Source organism: Amycolatopsis sp. cg5 (assembly GCF_041346955.1).
GTDB lineage: Bacteria > Actinomycetota > Actinomycetes > Mycobacteriales > Pseudonocardiaceae > Amycolatopsis.
Genome location: NZ_CP166849.1, coordinates 7,386,714 through 7,404,113, shown reverse-complemented (window position 1 = coordinate 7,404,113; position 17,400 = coordinate 7,386,714). Strand labels below are relative to the sequence as shown.

13 protein-coding genes and 1 pseudogene are annotated in these 17,400 nt (G+C 67.5%); 10 read left to right on the top strand and 4 right to left on the bottom strand.

Annotated elements, in window-relative coordinates; all coding sequences use genetic code 11:
• Positions 1 to 73: 73 nt before the first annotated feature.
• Both AB5J62_RS33205 and AB5J62_RS33200 read right to left on the bottom strand, forming a co-directional pair.
• The gene (locus tag AB5J62_RS33205; protein ID WP_370943943.1) at positions 74 to 760 is read right to left on the bottom strand and encodes a winged helix-turn-helix transcriptional regulator; all 687 of its coding nucleotides are present in this window, start codon (positions 758 to 760) and stop codon (positions 74 to 76) included.
• A gap of 39 nt (positions 761 to 799) precedes the next feature.
• Positions 800 to 1,618: a BTAD domain-containing putative transcriptional regulator gene (locus AB5J62_RS33200; protein WP_370943942.1), complete on the bottom strand. Its 819-nt coding sequence runs from the start codon at positions 1,616 to 1,618 to the stop codon at positions 800 to 802.
• A gap of 202 nt (positions 1,619 to 1,820) precedes the next feature.
• Between AB5J62_RS33200 and AB5J62_RS33195 the strand changes: the two genes are divergently transcribed.
• Complete coding sequence (locus AB5J62_RS33195) at positions 1,821 to 4,079, top strand: TOMM precursor leader peptide-binding protein (protein ID WP_370943941.1); 2,259 nt, start codon at positions 1,821 to 1,823, stop codon at positions 4,077 to 4,079.
• Positions 4,080 to 4,267: 188 nt separating this feature from the next.
• Complete coding sequence (locus AB5J62_RS33190; RefSeq protein WP_370943940.1) at positions 4,268 to 5,695, top strand: SagB family peptide dehydrogenase; 1,428 nt, start codon at positions 4,268 to 4,270, stop codon at positions 5,693 to 5,695.
• Between the two features lie 31 nt (positions 5,696 to 5,726).
• On the opposite strand, the gene AB5J62_RS33185 is transcribed toward AB5J62_RS33190, so the two are convergent.
• Entirely contained in the window at positions 5,727 to 6,332 is a 606-nt protein-coding gene (locus AB5J62_RS33185; protein ID WP_370943939.1) for a DNA-binding response regulator, read from the bottom strand.
• A 264-nt stretch (positions 6,333 to 6,596) separates the two neighbouring features.
• On the opposite strand from AB5J62_RS33185, the gene AB5J62_RS33180 reads away from it, so the two are divergent.
• The 7 genes and pseudogenes from AB5J62_RS33180 (at position 6,597) to AB5J62_RS33150 (ending at position 14,403) form a co-directional block, all read left to right on the top strand.
• On the top strand, positions 6,597 to 7,466 hold the full coding sequence (locus AB5J62_RS33180) for a helix-turn-helix transcriptional regulator (RefSeq protein ID WP_370943938.1): 870 nt from the start codon (positions 6,597 to 6,599) through the stop codon (positions 7,464 to 7,466).
• Positions 7,467 to 7,486: 20 nt separating this feature from the next.
• On the top strand, positions 7,487 to 8,479 hold the full coding sequence (locus AB5J62_RS33175; RefSeq protein WP_370943937.1) for a DUF1702 family protein: 993 nt from the start codon (positions 7,487 to 7,489) through the stop codon (positions 8,477 to 8,479).
• A 109-nt stretch (positions 8,480 to 8,588) separates the two neighbouring features.
• Positions 8,589 to 9,569, top strand: coding sequence for a DUF1702 family protein (locus AB5J62_RS33170; RefSeq protein ID WP_370943936.1), 981 nt, complete (start codon positions 8,589 to 8,591; stop codon positions 9,567 to 9,569).
• Entirely contained in the window at positions 9,566 to 11,500 is a 1,935-nt protein-coding gene (locus AB5J62_RS33165) for a CRTAC1 family protein (RefSeq protein ID WP_370943935.1), read from the top strand. Before AB5J62_RS33170 ends, AB5J62_RS33165 begins: the two co-directional genes overlap by 4 nt.
• Before the next feature lie 5 nt (positions 11,501 to 11,505).
• The gene (locus AB5J62_RS33160) at positions 11,506 to 12,498 is read left to right on the top strand and encodes an enediyne biosynthesis protein (RefSeq protein WP_370943934.1); all 993 of its coding nucleotides are present in this window, start codon (positions 11,506 to 11,508) and stop codon (positions 12,496 to 12,498) included.
• Positions 12,499 to 12,532: 34 nt separating this feature from the next.
• Positions 12,533 to 13,848: pseudogene (locus AB5J62_RS33155) on the top strand (cytochrome P450).
• Positions 13,849 to 13,869: 21 nt separating this feature from the next.
• A complete protein-coding gene (locus AB5J62_RS33150) occupies positions 13,870 to 14,403 on the top strand; it encodes a DUF5987 family protein (protein ID WP_370950407.1) in 534 nt (177 codons plus the stop codon).
• Positions 14,404 to 14,451: 48 nt separating this feature from the next.
• On the opposite strand, the gene AB5J62_RS33145 is transcribed toward AB5J62_RS33150, so the two are convergent.
• A complete protein-coding gene (locus tag AB5J62_RS33145) occupies positions 14,452 to 15,636 on the bottom strand; it encodes an RNA-guided endonuclease InsQ/TnpB family protein (RefSeq protein ID WP_370943933.1) in 1,185 nt (394 codons plus the stop codon).
• A 112-nt stretch (positions 15,637 to 15,748) separates the two neighbouring features.
• Here AB5J62_RS33145 and AB5J62_RS33140 point away from each other — a divergent pair, with 112 nt between their 5' ends.
• Positions 15,749 to 17,398: an FAD-dependent oxidoreductase gene (locus AB5J62_RS33140; RefSeq protein WP_370943932.1), complete on the top strand. Its 1,650-nt coding sequence runs from the start codon at positions 15,749 to 15,751 to the stop codon at positions 17,396 to 17,398.
• Positions 17,399 to 17,400 lie beyond the last annotated feature (2 nt).

Here is a 17,400-nt window from a genome sequence, read left to right as displayed (position 1 = left end):
CGATTGAGCCGGTCCCGCGCGCATTTCTAGCGTTTTGTCATATGGAGGAGGCCGCACGGGACCGGCTGGATACTCAGTGGACGACCAGGCCTTCCGACGGCGCCGGCGTCGAGTCGACGTGGAAGATCTGTGAGAAGAGCTCGAGGTGCTCGGGCGCGCCCTTGACGATCACGCGTCCGTCGGCGATCGCGGTGGCCGCGTCGACCTCGCCCTTGAGCAACTGGTTGAGAATGGCGGGGTTCTTCGGCTCGATGCTGATGTCGAACTGCTCGCTGCAGCCTTCGGCGACCTTGACGGAGCCGTCGGCGACGATCGCGGTCACGACCAGCGGGCCGAGCCGGAGCTCGAAGGTGATCCGGCGGTCCAGCGCGGCTTCCGGCCGGAAGGCGCCGTAGAGAGCCAAGATCGCCGCGTCGGTGGTGATCACCTCGTCGGGGCACGGCTCGGTCAGCGACCGGGCGCCCCACATGCCGAGCTGCAGCACGATCTGGTCCAGCTCGCCGCCGTACTCGGTGAGCTCGTAGACCACGGACGCGTCCAGCTGCGGGGTGACCCGGCGCCGGATGACGCCCCAGTGCTCGAGTTCGTTGAGCCGGGTCGACAGGATGCTGGCCGGGATCTTCGGCAGGCCGGCCTGCAACTCGGTGAAGCGCTTGGGGCCCAGCACCAGATCGCGGACGACGAGCATCGACCAGCGCTCGCCGATCATCTCGATCGCACGGGCGAGGCCGCAGAATTGGCCGTAGCTACGAGCATTCATACTTGGGTCCTCACTCTTTCCGGGATACTGACAGGGATCTCAGCGGCCATGTTCACCCTCGGCCAGCAGTTCGTGGTGCAACAGCTGCAGTTCGTCGCAGGGTTCGACGCCCAGCTCGTCGTTCAATCTCGCCCTGAGCTGGCGGTAGAAGGCCATCGCGTCGGACCGGCGCCCGCTGCGCCCGAGCACCCGCATCAGCTGCCCGTGCAGGCTTTCGTCCAGCGGGTTGCCCGCGACCAGCGTGCGCAGCTCGCCGATGAGCTCGAGGTGCATGCCGCCGCAGATCTCGGCTTCGATGCGCAGGCTGAGCGCGCTGCGCCGTTGTTCGAGCAGTTCCACCACGTAGCCCGAAAGCACGGGCCCGCAGTGCACGTTCGACAGCGGTGGTCCCGACCACAGGTCGAGTGCCGAGCGGAACGCCGTGGCGGCGCCCGCGTATTCCCGTCTGCGCAGCAGTTCGCGGCCCTGGCGGTGCAGGCGCTGGAAGCCGAAGACGTCCACCTGCTCGGGGTCGATGCGCATGAGGTAGCCGGGCGGCTTGGTGACGAGCAGTGATTCCGCGTCGGCCGCGAGGCCGTTCTGTTCGATGCAGCGACGCAGGTGGTGCACGTAGGTGTGCATGGTGGTCCGCACCGTGCGCGGCGGATCGTTGGCCCATAGCTCGTGCATGATCGAATCGACGTGCACGATCTTTCCCGGCCTGGTCACCAGCATCGCCAGCAGCCGCAGTACCTTCGGCGTGGTCGGCGCGTAGTCGACGCCGTCCTTGAGCACCTCGAGTGGCCCGAGCACATTGAACCGCACCGCCGGCTGTGTCGACTCGTCGCGTTCGGTCAGCAGTGGTGCGTATGCGTCCATCGCCGCGCCTCCCCAGATGCATTCATCGCCGGAACCCCCCGCCTGGTCTGTGCTTTCCGACAGTGACAGAGTGGCCAACCGGGTACCAGTGACCGTGCCATCGGGCGACTCGTGCGTTTCCCCCGCTGCCATATGCGAAATCCATATGCCGGACATGCATCGGTCGCTGGCCTGGGCGGGGACGCTCGACCACCATGACCTCATGGGGAAGCGCATCCTGGCAAGGTTCCTTGACTTCAAGCGTCATCTTCGCGCGGAAATCAGCGAGGGCGACGGCGCCTACCTCTTCTCGGAGACCGGCGTCATCGCCATGCGCGGCACCCAGATCGCGGCGCTCGCGTCGCTGCTGGACGGTACCCGCGACTTCGAAGGGCTGCTCCGCGCCAAGCCCGCCGGGATGGAGACCGAGCAGGTCGCGGCCCTGCTGGCCCAGCTCGTCGAAGCGGACCTCGTCACCCTGCGCTCGCCCGCCGACCCCGGCATCGACGCGCGGACGGTGGCCTACTGGGACGCCTGCGGGGTCGACCCGGTCGCCGCCGAGCAGCGGGAAAAGTCGGCAAGAGTGGAGGTGCTGGCGCTCGGCGACAGCACCGACGCGGCCCTTGTGGACCGTGCGCTGCGTGACGGCGGGCTGTGCGTTTCCGGCGATGACGCCGACGTTTCGGTGGTGCTGTGCGACGACTACCTCGATCCGCGCCTCGCCGAGATCGACAAGGCGCATCGGATGACCGGACGGCCGTGGCTGCTCGCGAAGCCGGTCGGCGCGCAGGTGTGGCTCGGTCCCGTTTTCCAGCCGGGTGAATCGGCCTGCTGGCACTGTCTCGCGAACCGGCTGTGGGGGCAGCGGCACGCGGAAGCCTGTGTGCAGGCGGCACTCGGGCACGAGGGCCCGGCGCGCAGGCCCGCCTCCGCGGTGCCGCCGCTGACCTCGGCGGCGGCGCACCTGATCTCGCTCGAAGTGACCAAATGGCTTGCGGGATATCGTTATCCCGGCCAGCACTGCGTGTGGGTGCTCGACTCGCTCGACCTGCGCGGGCGCCTGCACCAGCTGCAGCGTCGGCCGCAGTGCCCGCAGTGCGGTGACCGTGAGCTGATGGCCGCCAAGGCCACGAAACCGGTGCTGCTGACCGAATCGATGAAGGCCAGCTGTGGCGGCGGCGGGCACCGCACGCTCACCGCGGTCCAGGTGCTGGAGAAGTACCGCCATCTCGTCAGCCCGGTCACCGGCATCGTGCGCGAGGTGACGCGCGACGAGTCCAGCCCGTCGTTCGTCAACGCCTACCGCTCCGGCGTCAACGTCGTCCGGTCGATGACCGGCATGGCGAGCCTGCGCGCGAACCTGCGCGGGGAGAACGGCGGCAAGGGCGCCACCGCGCTCGACGCCGAGGTCGGCGCGCTTTGTGAAGCCGTGGAACGCTTTTCGGGCAGCTATCAGGGCGACGAATTCCGCGTCTTCGGTTCGCTGCGGTCGTTCGGGTCCCACGCGATCCACCCGAACGACTGCATGCTCTACTCCGAACAGCAGTACCGCGACCGGCACGACTGGAACGGCGAGCACGGCGTCATGCAGCGGGTGGGCGAGCCGTTCGACGAGGACAAGGTGCTCGCGTGGACGCCGGTGTGGTCACTGACCGAGCAGACGCATCGGCTGCTGCCAACGGAAATGCTGTACTACGGCGCGCCCGACGAGCGCGGCCTGCGGTCGCTGCGCGCGGATTCCAACGGCTGCGCCGCGGGCAGCAGCGTGGAAGACGCCATCCTGCAAGGAACACTGGAAGTGATCGAGCGCGACGCGGTCGCGTTGTGGTGGTACAACCGGACGCCGATGCCCGGTGTCGACCTCGGCGGGTTCGGTGACCCGTGGCTGGAGGAGATGACGCAGCGCTACGCCGAGATCGGGCGCGAGCTGTGGGCGCTGGACGTCACGTCCGATGTGGGCGTGCCGGTGATGGTCGCGGTCTCGCGTGAACTGGGCAAGTCCAGCGAGAGCATCATGCTTGGCTTCGGCGCGCACCTCGACCCGCGCACGGCGCTGCGGCGCGCGGTCAGCGAGCTGAACCAGATGCTGGCCGTGCTGTCCGACGGCGACAGCGACTTCGACGACCCGGACGCCCGGCGCTGGCTGCGCGGCGCGACCGTCGAGAACCAGCCGTATCTGCTGCCCGCAGGCGGTATCCCCGCCCGCAAGCCCGCGGATTTCCAGTTCTCCCACCGGGCGGACATCCGCGACGACGTGCTGGCACTGGTGCGCGCGCTCGACGAGCGGGGTTTGGAAACACTGGTATTGGACCAGACCAGGCCCGACATCGAGCTGCCCGTGGTCAAGGTGATCGTGCCCGGCATGCGGTCGTTCTGGGCGAGATTCGCGCCCGGCAGGCTGTTCGACGTGCCCGTCCGGCTGGGCCGTTCGGCCGAGCCGACCGCCTACTCGGAGCTCAATCCCTTCCCCCTGTTCCTGTAGCACCAAGCATTGAGGTTCGTCGATGGATTCACTCAGTGGTTGCCATTGGAAGTCCTCCGGGGGTATTCGGCGGATCCAGGTTTCCGCTGGGCGTGCGGCCGTAAGGTCCTCGTACCGGGTTGTACTCGGGCCTTGCGGCCGTGCGTCCAGCGGGAAGCTGGGCCGTCGAGACCCCCGGAGGACTTCCAATGGTGACCACTAAGCCGCCCGCGACCATTCCACTGTGGTCACTCACCGAGGACACGCTCGTCGAGATCGGTGAGAACGGCTCGCTGGTGGTGATGACGCGGTGGGGCGAGTTCGGTGTCGAGGACGCCGGCGTGCTGGCGGTGGAATCGTTGCGGCGGATGGCACTCGGCCCGGTGAGCCTGCGCAATGTCACGTCGGGTGCCCAATGGCTCGGCGAGTTCGCGCCGGGATTCGTGGCGCTGCGACGGGTGTTGCGCCAGCTCAGCGGTTCGGTCGTGCACTCGCTCGGGCTGCCGGACGGCAAGCGGCCGTTGCTGTCGGTGATCCCGCTCGGGCCTGCGCCGCTGTTCCGGCCGGAGCCGGTGGCCGCGGATCGTGCGCTCCGGTTGTCGCGGTTCGCGGTGCTGCGCACCGGCGAGGGCGGGATGCTGCTGGAAAGTCCCGACGCGCCGTTCATGGTCCTGCTTTCGCGGCCGTCGGCGGTGCGGATCGCCACGGCCTTCGCCGAGCCGTGCACCATTCTCGACATCGTCGCCGACACCGGCCTGACCGAGGAACTCGTCGCAGACGCCGTGCGTTACCTCGTCGCGGCGGGCGTGGTGCTGGTCGACGACCTCGGCGACGGCTATGCCGAAGACGAGGACCAGGATCTGCGGCACTGGTGTCACCACGAGCTGCTGTTCCACGCGCGCAGCCGGACGAGACTCGCCTGCGGCCGCCCGGAATCCACGCGCGGGGCACGCTTCGCCAGCGCGCCGCCGGTGGTCAAACCAGTGCCTGTCGGAAAGCGTTTCCCGTTGCCACAGCCCGACTTGACCGCGGTCGCGGACGCGCCGCTGACCGCGCTGCTGGAGACCGACCACCTCTGTCCCGGCTTCCCCGAACAGCCGATCACGGTGGCACAGCTGGGCGAACTGCTCTTCCGCGCCGCGCGGATCCGTTCCGTGGGACCGGCTCACTTGCCGGCGCAGGAAAGCCACGAGGCTTCCCAGCGGCCGTACTTTTCGGTGGCCTGCCTGTACGAACTCGAGTTGTACCTGACCATCGACCGCTGTCACGGCCTGCCGCAAGGGATCTATCACTACGACCCGCTCGGGCATTCGGTCACGTTGATCAATGACGCGCCGGTCGACCTCGCCGCCGTACTGGACATGGCGATGGTGGCCGGAGCAGGCCATCGCCGCCCGGCGGCGCTCGTCACCGTGACCGCCAGGCTGGAACGCACCTCCTGGGCACTCGGCGGGGCCGCCTACTCGACCGCGCTCCTGCATTTCGGTGCGCTGCAACAGACCTTGTACCTGACCGCGAAGGCCATGGGCATGTCGGCGCACGCCGTGCCGCTCGACGCCGGTGACCGCGTCGACCGTGCGCTGGACCTTACGTGGCCCGCGGAGGTCGCGCTCGGCGAATGCGTGCTTTCGGCGTGATTTTTGCCGTCACCTAACTCGCGTTCATCTGCTAAAGCCATTCAGCCTCGGTGGCGATGCGAATCGCGTCGACCCGGTTGCGCGCGTTGAGTTTCGTGACGACCGTCGCGAGGTAGTTGCGCACGGTTCCCGACGACAGGAACAGCTCGGTAGCGATGTCGGAGACGGTGCGCCCGCGCGCGGCAAGCCGGAGGATCTCGATTTCCCTTGGCGTCAGCGGACAGTCGTCGGCCTCCCAGGCGGCGAGCGCGAGATCGCTGTCGATCACACGCTGGCCCATGGCGACCGAGCGGACGGCGTTGGCGAGCTTGTTCGACGGCGCGTCCTTGAGCAGAAAGCCCTTGACCTTGGCGTCGAGCGCACGGCGCACGGTGCCCGGCCTGCCCAGCGAGGTGAGGATGAGCGTCTGGCAGCTGGGCAGCTGCTCGTACAGCTCGACCGCCGCGGTGAGGCCGTCCTTGCCGGGCAGGTCGATGTCGATGATCGCCACGTCCGGGTTGCATTCCTTGGCCACGCGCAGGATCTGGTCCCCGGAGGCCACCTCGGCGACGACCCTCAGGTCCGATTCCAAATTGATCAGTGCCACGAGGGCACCGCGCACCATATGCATATCCTCGGCCAGCAGTATTCGGATCACTCCCCAGCCTCCGTTCCAGACCGCGCCGTCAGTGTACGGGATTGCGTGATCCGGTGGAATTCACAAAAAGCATAATCAGCGGAGGGTAAAGAAAAACTCACTGTCCGTCATCGGCCCGTTCTCCATTCGTGCCGATCGCCCGGAGGGCTTGCTCCCTGCGGAGCAAAACTCAACTGCTCGTCAAGTGCCTCGAAATCGGTGCCGGGTTATCTGGAGGTCGGCAGAAGTGACCCGTGAATTCGAGGTTTGACGAGGTTTGGAAATATGGAGCAACGACCGGAAGATCCCAGAATTCGTTCCGCGCCCACCTCGCTGCAGGTGGCCGTGCGTCAGGTGATCGCGTCGATGCACGCGCGATATTTCGATCCGATCACGCTCACCGAGCTCGCCTCAGAGGTGTTCGTCAGCCCGTTCCACTTCTCGCGCGTCTTCGCGAAGGCGACCGGCGTGACGCCGGGCCGGTACCTCACGGCGATCCGGCTTTTCGAGGCGAAGCGCCTGCTGCTGACCACCGCGCTGACCGTCTCGGACATCGTCTGCAGCGTCGGCTATTCCAGCGTCGGCACGTTCACCAGCAGGTTCACTCGCGCGGTCGGCATGACGCCCACGCAGTACCGCGAGCCGGAGGTCGGCCAGCTGCTCCTCGCGCTGGCGCCGAATTTCCGCCGGTTGCCGTCGCTGTCGACCCTGCGCAACCTCGGCCGCAACTGCGCCTCGTCGACGGTCGGTGACGGAGTCCTCACCGGACGCATCGTGATGCCCGATGGCGCGCCGCCTGCCGACGTGCTCATCGGGGTGTTCGCCGAAGCCATTCCGCAACGTGGCCCTGTCGCGTTCACCGGGAAGGTCAGCGTCCGCTCGACCGATTTCGAGATCCAAGGTGTGCCTGACGGCGATTGGGTGGTCATGGCGGTCGGCGAGCATTCCACCGGCCCGTCGCAATCGCGGTTCTCGACCGCGATGCAGCCCTATTCCGTGCGGGTCCGTGACGGCCGGGCGGAGCAGCTCAAGATCGCCATGCGCGCGCCGCTGGCGACCGACCCGCCCATCGCGATCACCCTCGCCTCCCCGTCGTCCCCGTACGGCAACCGTCTGGCTGTCCCGCGCCCTGGTGGCCTGCGCGCGGTCGCCTGAGCTGAGAAGGAACGAGATCCATGCCAAAACTGCTGGGCGTGCTCCGCAAGCGGATCTTCGCCCCGTCACTGGCCTCGGTCGGCTTCGCCGGCCGGGGCTTCGCGGTCACGCCGACCGCCGCGACCGCCAGGCTCGAGACGATCCCCCAAGCGGTCGTCACGGGGTTCGAATGGGGGATCGAGGGCCCGGAGCTCTGGGAGATCGAACGGCGCCTCGACATGGTGGAGCCGCTGCTGCGCGGCTTCGCGTACGAGGGCGCCACCATGGCGGCGACGCTGCTCGACGTCATGCCCGGTCGCAAGCGTGACCGCACGGCCAAGCTCCTCGAGGGGCCCGGCCGCCAGCACGTCTTCCTCGCCTACATCGGCATCGGCTTCGCGATGGCCAGGCTGCCGCGGGTGCTGTGGAAGAAGGTGCTGCCCGAGCTGACCGACGTGCCCTATCACCCGACGATGAGCTGGCTCGCCGTCGACGGCTACGGCTTCGACAGGGCGTACTTCGACACGAAGCGCTGGGTCGACGAGCAGCGCGTCGAGGCGCCGTATCCGTGGGCGGGCGCGCCGGAGTACTTCCAGCGCGCGGTCGACCAGGGGATCGGGCGGGCGCTCTGGTTCATCAACGGCGCTGATGACCGCGCCGTCGCCGACGCGGTGAACCGGTTCCCCGCCGAGCGCAGGCCCGACCTGTGGGCCGGCGTCGGGCTGGCGGCCACCTTCGCGGGCGGCTGCGACGAACTCGGGCTGGCGAGGCTGCGTGAATCGTCCGGCGAACACCACGATGAGCTGGCGCTCGGTGTCGTCTTCGCGATCAAGGCACGCACGTTCGCGGGCTTCGTGCCGGAGCACAGCGAGCGGGCCGCGCAGCTGCTGGCCGGGCTGACGGTCGACCGGGCGCGCGAGATCGCCGACAGCACCGAGGTCACCGAGTCCGACGGTGCCGAGCCCGCCTACGAGCTGTGGCGGCAGCGCATTCGCGATCACTTCACGACCGGTGCGCGGCGCCTGGCCGGGTGATTCGCAATTCGGGAGAAGTTCACCCGCAAGAGTGAAGACGTCATGGCCGCCCAACGCATGTGAGCATTTAAACAGAAATCATCCGAACCCGAAAAAGGGGGCGAGTGCGTTGGGCACAGGCTGGCGCGCTTTACGGCGCCGCATCCTTACTCCGGACGTATCGGAAACCTCTCTCGACAAACGCGGTTTCCACAAGAAGAGCCCGGCCGCTCAGGAATTGCTGGAGACGGTCGGGAAGATTTTCCTCGACGGATACGGGCACGCGGTCGAAGCGCGCATTCCGGCGGACGCCGCGGCCCGTATCGACGAGATCCCGCCCCGGTTCCGCGGGTTCGCCTGGGAAGGCGCCGGAATGGGCTTCGGCATGCTCGACGGCCTGCCCGGCGGTGGCCGCAAGCGGGTCACGGAGATCCTCGAAGGACCCGGCGCGCCGCACAACTACCTGATCTACGTGGGTGTCGGCTGGGCGATGGCGCGGCTGCCGCGCTTCCGCTGGCCGTCGCCGACGGAGTTCGATCCGTTGCTGCGCTGGCTGCTGCTGGACGGATACGGCTTCCACCAGGCCTACTTCAAGACGGCCAAGTACATCGACGCCCAGTACCAGGACCCGGCTTTCCCGTGGCCTGAGCGCAAGTACTCCGCGTACGCGAACCGGGCGATCGACCAGGGCATCGGCCGGGCGCTGTGGTTCATCGGCGGCACCGACGCCGAACTGGTCACCACCATGCTCTCCCGGTTCGACCCGAGCCGTCACGGCGACCTCTACGCGGGTGTCGGACTGGCCGCCACCTACGCGGGCGGCGTCGAAAAGGCCGAGCTGGAACTGCTCGCCGAGCGCTCCGGTGTCCATCGTGGACAGCTGGCACAGGGCAGCGCCTTCGCCTCGGAGGCCAGGATCGCGGCAGGCCTGCACGTGCCGCACACCGAGCTCGCCACGAATGTCCTCTGTGGACTTGAATCCGCACTCGCCGCGAAGATCACCCAAGATGTCCGCCCCGACGATCCGGTCGACGGCGAGCTGCCCGCTTTCGAACACTGGCGACGGCAAATCGCCGACGAAGTGCTTTCACTGGGAGGTGTTGGAAAATGACCGCGACATTTCGCTGGCTTCACAAGCAGCTGGCCGGAATCGTGGCGCTCGCGCTGATCGCCACCATGTTCCTGATCGGAAAGCTGCCGGAGGTCTCGGCCGCCGACCAGGACAAGGTCGCTTCGGAGTACTCGTTCACCCCGCTCACCATCGCGCTGCCCGCGGCCAAGAAGAACCAGGCCGTGCGCACGGTGAACCAGGAGTACAAGCACATCGAGGCGTGGATCTCTTCGGTCGGTTCCGCGATCGCGATGAACGATCTCGACAACGACGGCAAGAACAACGACCTGTGCCTCGTCGACACCCGCACCGACCAGGTGGTCGTCACCCCGACGCCCGGCCCCGGTGACAAGCGCTACGCGCCGTTCGAGCTGGAGGCGCCGTCGACGAACCCCTACATCGCGCCGATGGGCTGCGTGCCGGGTGACTTCAACGAGGACGGCAAGATCGACATCCTCGCCTACTACTGGGGCCGCACCCCGGTGCTGTTCCTGAAGAAGTCGAGCGCGACCACTTTGGACGCGAAGGCCTACCAGCCGGTCGAGCTGGTGCCGAACCCGAAGGTCACCAACGGGCTCTACGACGGCGACATCTGGAACACCAACTCCGCCACCATCGGTGACTTCGACGGCGACGGCCACCTCGACATCTTCATCGGGAACTACTTCCCCGAGGGCAGCCGGGTGCTCGACGACCGGGTCAGCGGCGGCATCACGATGAACCAGTCGATGTCACACGCCTTCAACGGCGGCGGCAAGTTCGTCTTCCGCTTCACCGGCGCCACCGCGGGCGACAACCCGACGGCGCACTTCGACTGCACCGAAGAGGCCATCCCGGCAGGCGATTCCCGCAACGGCTGGACGCTCGCGTCCAGCGCCACCGACCTCAACGGCGACGGGCTCCCCGAGCTCTACATCGCGAACGACTTCGGCGCGGACCGCCTGCTCTACAACATCTCCAAGCCGGGCCGCATCGACTTCGTCAACGTCAAGGGCGTCAAGGGCGCGGGCGACCCGAAGTCGAAGGTGATCGGCAACGACTCGTTCAAGGGCATGGGCGTCGACTTCGGCGACCTGAACCACGACGGCCTGTTCGACGCGTTCGTCAGCAACATCACCACGTCCTGGGGCATCCAGGAGTCCAACTTCCAGTGGATGAACAACGCCAAGGACGACGCGGACCTGACCAAGGACTTCAAGGCAGGTGTCGCGCCCTTCTCCGACGCGAGCGGGCACAGCGGCTCCGCGTGGTCCGGCTGGGGCTGGGACGTCAAGATCGCCGACTACAACAACTCCGGCGAGTCCGTGATCACCCAGGCGACCGGCTTCGTCAAGGGCCAGGTCAACCGGTGGCCGCAGCTGCAGGAGCTGGCGACGGCGAACGACGGCGTGCTGGCCAACCCGTTCTGGTGGCCGAACGCGCGCCTCGGCGACGACATCGGCGGTGACCAGACGCTGCACTTCTTCGCGAAGGCGCAGAACGGCCGCTACGTCGACATCGCCAAGAAGCTCGGCCTCGCCATCCCGGTGCCCACCCGCGGTATCGCCACCGGTGACACCGACGACGACGGCCTGCTGGACTTCGCGGTCTCGCGCCAGTTCGAGCAGCCGGTCTTCTACCACAACAACGGCAAGAGCCAGGGCAGCTACATCGGGCTGAACCTGACGAACGAGAACGGCTCGCCCGCGGTCGGCGCCGAGGTCACGGTCTCGCTGGCCGACGGCCGCAAGTACATCGACCGCGTCGACGGCAGCAGCGGCCACTCCGGCCGCCGCACCAACCAGGTCCACATCGGACTCGGTGACGTCAGCGGGCCGCAGCAGGTGCACCTGCAGTGGCGGGACCGCACCGGCGCGCTGCACCAGCAGGACCTGCAACTGACCCCCGGCTGGCACAGCGTCCAGCTCGGCTCCGTCGCCAAGGAGAAGTGATCGGCATGGCAACGCAGACACCCGTGAAGGGGCATGATCCGAAGGTCACCATCGCACTGCGCCGGTTCGCCATCTCGATCAGCATCTTCAACATCATCGGTTACCTGTTCCTCGGTTTCGAGCAGCCGTGGGCCTGGCCGCTCATCGCGCTGGCCACCGGCTACACCACCGAGATCGTGCTGGAGATCATCGGCGCCCGCTCCGAGGAGCGCAGCCCGCGCTTCCTCGGCGGCGGGGTCAAGGGCTTCCTCGAGTTCCTGCTGCCCGCGCACATCACCAGCCTCGCGCTCAACATGCTGACCTACGTCAACGACCGGGTCTGGGTGATGATGTTCGGGGTCGTGGTGGCGGTCGGCGCGAAGTGGATCTTCCGCGCTCCGCTGCGGGGCCGGATGCGGCACTACATGAACCCGTCCAACTTCGGCATCACCATCATCCTGCTGGTGTTCCCGTGGGCGTCCATCGCGCCGCCGTATCACTTCTCCGAGCACATCCCGACCTGGGGCGGCTGGCTGATCGTGGCCATCATCTTCATCTCGGGCACCGTGCTGAACGCGATGCTGACCCAGCGCATGTGGCTCATCTTCGGCTGGCTGAGCTTCTTCGTGGTGCAGGCCGTGGTCCGCGGGCTGATCTTCGACACCGCCATCCCCGGCGCGCTGGCGATGGGCACCGGTATCGCGTTCGTGCTCTACACGAACTACATGGTCACCGACCCCGGCACGACCCCGTCGAAGCCGGCGTCGCAGTTCCTCTTCGGCGCGAGCATCGCGGTCGCGTACGGCTTCTTCATCGCCGTGCACGTGGCGTACGGGCTGTTCCTCGCCACCGCGACGGTCTGCCTGATCCGCGGCCTGTTCCTGTGGGGCCTGCACTTCCACACGAAGTCCAGGCTGGCGTGGGAGGCCGAGCAGAAGCGCACGCAGATCACGACCGCGCCGGTTTCGGCCATCGCGGCCAGGAAGGCCGAGGCCGGCGAAGAACCGGCAGCGGCATGACGAGCACCGAGGCGGGGGCCGGGCGGCGCGTGCCGTGCCGCCCGGCCCCCGCGCCGTCAGACCTTCGGGTTGCTCAAGAAGCTGTTCACCGACCGGCTCGCGCTGATGACCGAGTCGGCGGAGTACGGCGACGTGGTGCGCATCGCGATCGGGCCGAAGTCGCTGTACCTGGTGAACCACCCCGAGCACGCCAAGCACGTGCTCGCCGACAACGCCGCCAACTACCACAAGGGCATCGGCCTGCGTGAGGCTCGCGCGGCGCTCGGCGACGGGTTGCTCACCAGCGACGGCGACACCTGGAAGCGGCAGCGCCGGACGCTGCAGCCGGTGTTCCAGCCCAAGCGGATCGCGCGGCAGGCGGAGATCGTCGCCGCCGAGGTCGGCGCGCTGGCCGACCGTCTCAAGTCCAAAGTGGACGGCGAGCCGATCGAGATACTGCACGAGATGACCGGGCTGACGCTCGGTGTGCTCGGCCGGACGCTGCTCGACGCGGAGCTCGGCGGCTATGAGTCGCTCGGGCATTCGTTCGAGGGCGTGCAGGACCAGGCGATGTTCGAGGCCGTGACGCTGGGCATGGTCCCGGCGTGGCTGCCGCTCAAGAAGCAGCTCAAGTTCCGCGAGTCGCGCCACGACCTGAGGCGCATCGCCGACGAGCTGGTCGAGCAGCGGTTCGCCGAGGAGCTCACCGGGCGCGACGACGTCATCTCGCGGCTGATCACCTCGGGTTCCGACGACCGCGAGCGGATGCGCGACGAGCTGATCACGCTGCTGCTCGCCGGGCACGAGACCACCGCGAGCACGCTCGGCTGGGCGTTCCACCTGATCGACGAGCACCCGGAGGTCGGCGCGCGGCTGCACGCCGAGGCTGTCGAGGTGCTCGGCGACCGCCCTCCGTCCTATGAGGACTTGCGCAGCCTGACGTTCACCGTCTCGGTGATCGAAGAGGTCATGCGGATGTACCCGCCGGTGTGGCTGCTCCCGCGCATCGCGCAGGAGGAGGACGTCATCGACGGCTACCGGATCCCGGCCGGGTCCGACGTGGTCGTCGTGCCGTACGCGATGCACCGGCACCCCGAGTACTGGCCGGACCCGGAGCGGTTCGACCCCGGCCGGTTCGCGCCGGGGGTGGCGCGCCCGCACCGGTACGCCTACATCCCGTTCGGCGCCGGGCCGCGGTTCTGCGTCGGCAACAGCCTCGGCCTGATGGAGGCGGCCTTCGTGCTCGCCGTGGTGGCCAGGGACCTGAAGCTGACCAAGGTGCCCGGCTACCAGGTCGTGCCGGAGGCGATGTTGTCGCTGCGGGTGCGCGGCGGCTTGCCGATGACGGTGCACAAGCAGGAGAGGAGCTGAGCTGTGACCGAAGACGAGACCATGACGCTGGAGGCGTTCGCGGACACGGTGCTGCCCGGTGAGAAGCGCTCGCCGGACGACCGCGCGATCGCGGGCGTCGGCACCGGCCCCGGCGCGGTGGAGGCAGGCGCGCTCACCCTCTTGCAGGAGCCCGCCACCGGCATCACCGGCGGGCTCGAGTACCTGGTGCTGTCGCTGGACAACCACGCCAAGACGTTCGCCGCGGAGTCGGAGCTCGAGCTGGACACCGACGTGCCCGCGTTCGTCGCGCTGCCGTACGAGTTCCGGCGGAAGCTGGTCACCAAGCTGACCGCGCCCGGTCACCCGGAGAAGGACGGCTGGGTCGCGCTGGCGTTGTTCTGCAACATGTCCTTCGACAGCGCGCCGCACCTCAAGACCGCGGACGCGCTCGGGCAGGGCCACCCCGGCCTCACGGCGATGGGCTGGACGCTCGACGACACCAAGAACGGGTTCTGGCAGTTCCCGAAGTACGGCTACGGCCGCAAGCTCGCGGAACTCCACCCCGACACGACACCCTCCGGGAGCCCCGCTTGACGCCCTCTTCAGCAAACGAGCTGAAGATTCCAATCACAACCATCACTACTAGCCAGCGAAGGTAGCGAGTTGAGGTTCACGGTTCACGGGCAGGGCCAACGCCCCGCCTTCCCGCGCAGTCACCGCCTGCCCGGCGGCGATATTCATGGCCGCGTTCACGTCGGCGTGACAGGTGAACCCGCAGGCTACGCACCGGTACACCGCTTGGCTCTCACGGGATTCCGGGCTGACATTTCCACAGGTCGAACACTGCTGAGACGTGAACGCGGCTCTAACTTTCTCGACGCGTCCGGGAGCCTTTTGCTCCAAACGAGTCACAAGTTGTCCCCACCCCTGGGCGAGGATCGATCTGTTCAGTCCGGCCTTCTGCCGGACCTGATGGCCAGGCCTGTCGGCAGTTCCCCTGGCTGTGCGTGTCATGGCTCGGATATCGAGGTCCTCGACTCGGATAAGGTCGAAGCGTCGTGCGATATCCGTGGAGACTTTTTCCAGCCAGTCGTTGCGTCGTCTGGTCTCGCGGCCCTGCAGGCGGGCTATGGCCGTTCGGACTCGCCTGCGTCTGCTCGAATGACGTTCCGCTCGTGCGAGACGTCGTTGCAACCTGACAAGTCGGCTTCGTTCTCGAGAAGTCAAGCCAGGGCATTGCAGCATGTCTCCGTTCGAAAGCGCGGCGGAGACCACGACTCCACGGTCAATTCCGACTGTTTTGCCGTTGTCAGGAGCTGGAATCGGCTTGGGTGGGACTGCGAATGCCACGTGCCACTGCCCCGCGTGATTGCGAGTAACCCGGTAAGATCTAGCTTCTGGAGAGACTGCGCGCGACCAGCGAAATCTCACCCAGCCAACCTTCGGAACCCAAACCCGGCCAAATCGGCGGTTGAGTCTCTCGACATGACCGGGTCGGACGGCAACTTGGCGGAATCCATCGTTTCGGCCTGCCTTCCGCCAGGTCGGCCTGCGGTTATGTTTTCTGAAGTAGCTGGCCATGGCCTCCGCGAAATCTCTCAACGCCTGTTGTTGCACCGTTACGCTGCCCGACCGCAGCCATTCGCATTCAGCACGTGCCTCGGTCAATTGCCGAGCTTGCACCACATAGCACGGAGCAGGTGGTCGTCCTGTTTGCCAGTGGGCATGCTGTTCAACGGCGAGGTTCCACACAAACCTGGCGTGCGAGCAATGCAAAAGGAGACCGGCCTCCTGGTCGGGTGTGGGTTGCAGGCGAAAGCGAGACACATCGACAAGCTACTACGGCACACCGACAAAACCGGACGCAGGCATGCGCGCTCCGTCCGGTCTGACCACCTTCGTACCTCCAAAAAAGCGGTTCGACCGATTGGAGCTCTCTATGGCTGACAAGACTGATGTCCTCATCGTGGGCAGCGGCTTCGGCGGCTCCATCACGGCCTATCACCTGGCCGCGGGCGGCGCGAAGGTCACCGTGCTGGAGCGCGGCCCGTGGGTGAAGACCGAGGAGTTCGAGCACGACTTCCTGCTCGGGTCGTCGTACACGCGGATCTTCGACTTCGTCGTCGGCGACGGGATGAGCCTGCTCGGCGGCAACTGTGTCGGCGGCGGCAGCGTGGTGTACTTCGCCGCGATGCCGCGCGCGCCGAAGTTCGTCTTCGAGCGCCACGGCAGCATCGGCCGTCGCATGTGGCCAGCCGAGCTTTCACGTGACGCGCTGGACCCTTGGTACGACCGGGTTTCCGAGTCGCTGCCGGTGTACAAACAGGACTGGGCCGACGTCTCGTACGCGGGCGGGCTCTGGGGCGCGCTGTGCAACCACTCCGGCCGGACCGCGAACCCCGCGCCGGTCGCGGTGGACAACAGCAAGTGCACCAACTGCAACTGGATGATGGCGGGCTGCCGGTTCGACGCGAAGCGTTCGATGCTGACGAACTACCTGCCCGCGGCCATCGCGCACGGCGCGGAGATCCGCCCGCTGCACGAGGTGCAGAAGCTGACGCGCAACGACGACGGCGGCTACCGCGTGCACTACAACGTCATCGACGACGAGGACTACCGCCTGCACCACGAGAGCGGCGCGATCGACGCGAAGATCGTCATCCTCGCCGCGGGCGCCGGTGCCACGCCGGTCATCCTGCAGCGTTCGGAGGCCGCGCTCGGCAAGATGCCGCACGGTGTCGGCCGGTACTTCTCCGGCAACGGCGAACGGCTCAACACCGCGGTGCTCAACGAAGACCGCGTGCGTGACGTGCTCGGCCTGTCCCGTGAGGACGGGAAAGCCTATGCCGCCAACCAGATCGGCAAGGGCCCGACGGTCGCCAACTGGGACAAGCTCGACGGCTCGCTGCCGGAGTACGAGCGGTTCTCCTTGGAGCAGCTGTACTTCCCGCCCGGTCTCGGCACGATCCTGGCGCAGGTGCCCGGAATGGAGTCACCGGCGTGGTTCGGGCCGGAGAAGAAGGAAATGATCAAGAAGTGGGCCTCGTGGCTCACGATCTTCCAGATGACCGAGGACGACAACGAGGGCGTCTTCGGCACCCCGCCGCCGACCGGGAACGCGTACCGCATCTCCCAGCAGATGCTCGGCCGCGGCCCGCTGCGCTACGACCCGACGGAGAACACCCGCCGTGGCTGGGCGCTGGCCGACGCGGAGTGCAAGGAGATCCTCGAAAAGGACGGGCTGGCCACGGTCGCGCCGTGGACCAACGACGTGGTCGGCGCCTACACCGTGCACCCGCTGGCGTCCTGCCGCATCGGCGACGACGCGGCGACCTCGGCGCTGCACCCCAACCACGAGCTGCGCGACCACCCCGGCATCTTCGTCACCGACAGCTCGTCGGTGCCGGGCGCGCTGACGGTGAACCCGGCGATGACCATCGCGGCGCTCGCCGAGCGGTCCGTGCCCGGCATCGTCCGCGCCGCACAGGCGCGTGGCGTCGACGTCAAGTACGGGGCGCCCTCGCCGCTGGGTGAGACGTCCGGTCGCGACGGCGTCATCAACCTGCCCGTCACGGTCGCCGGGAGCTGATC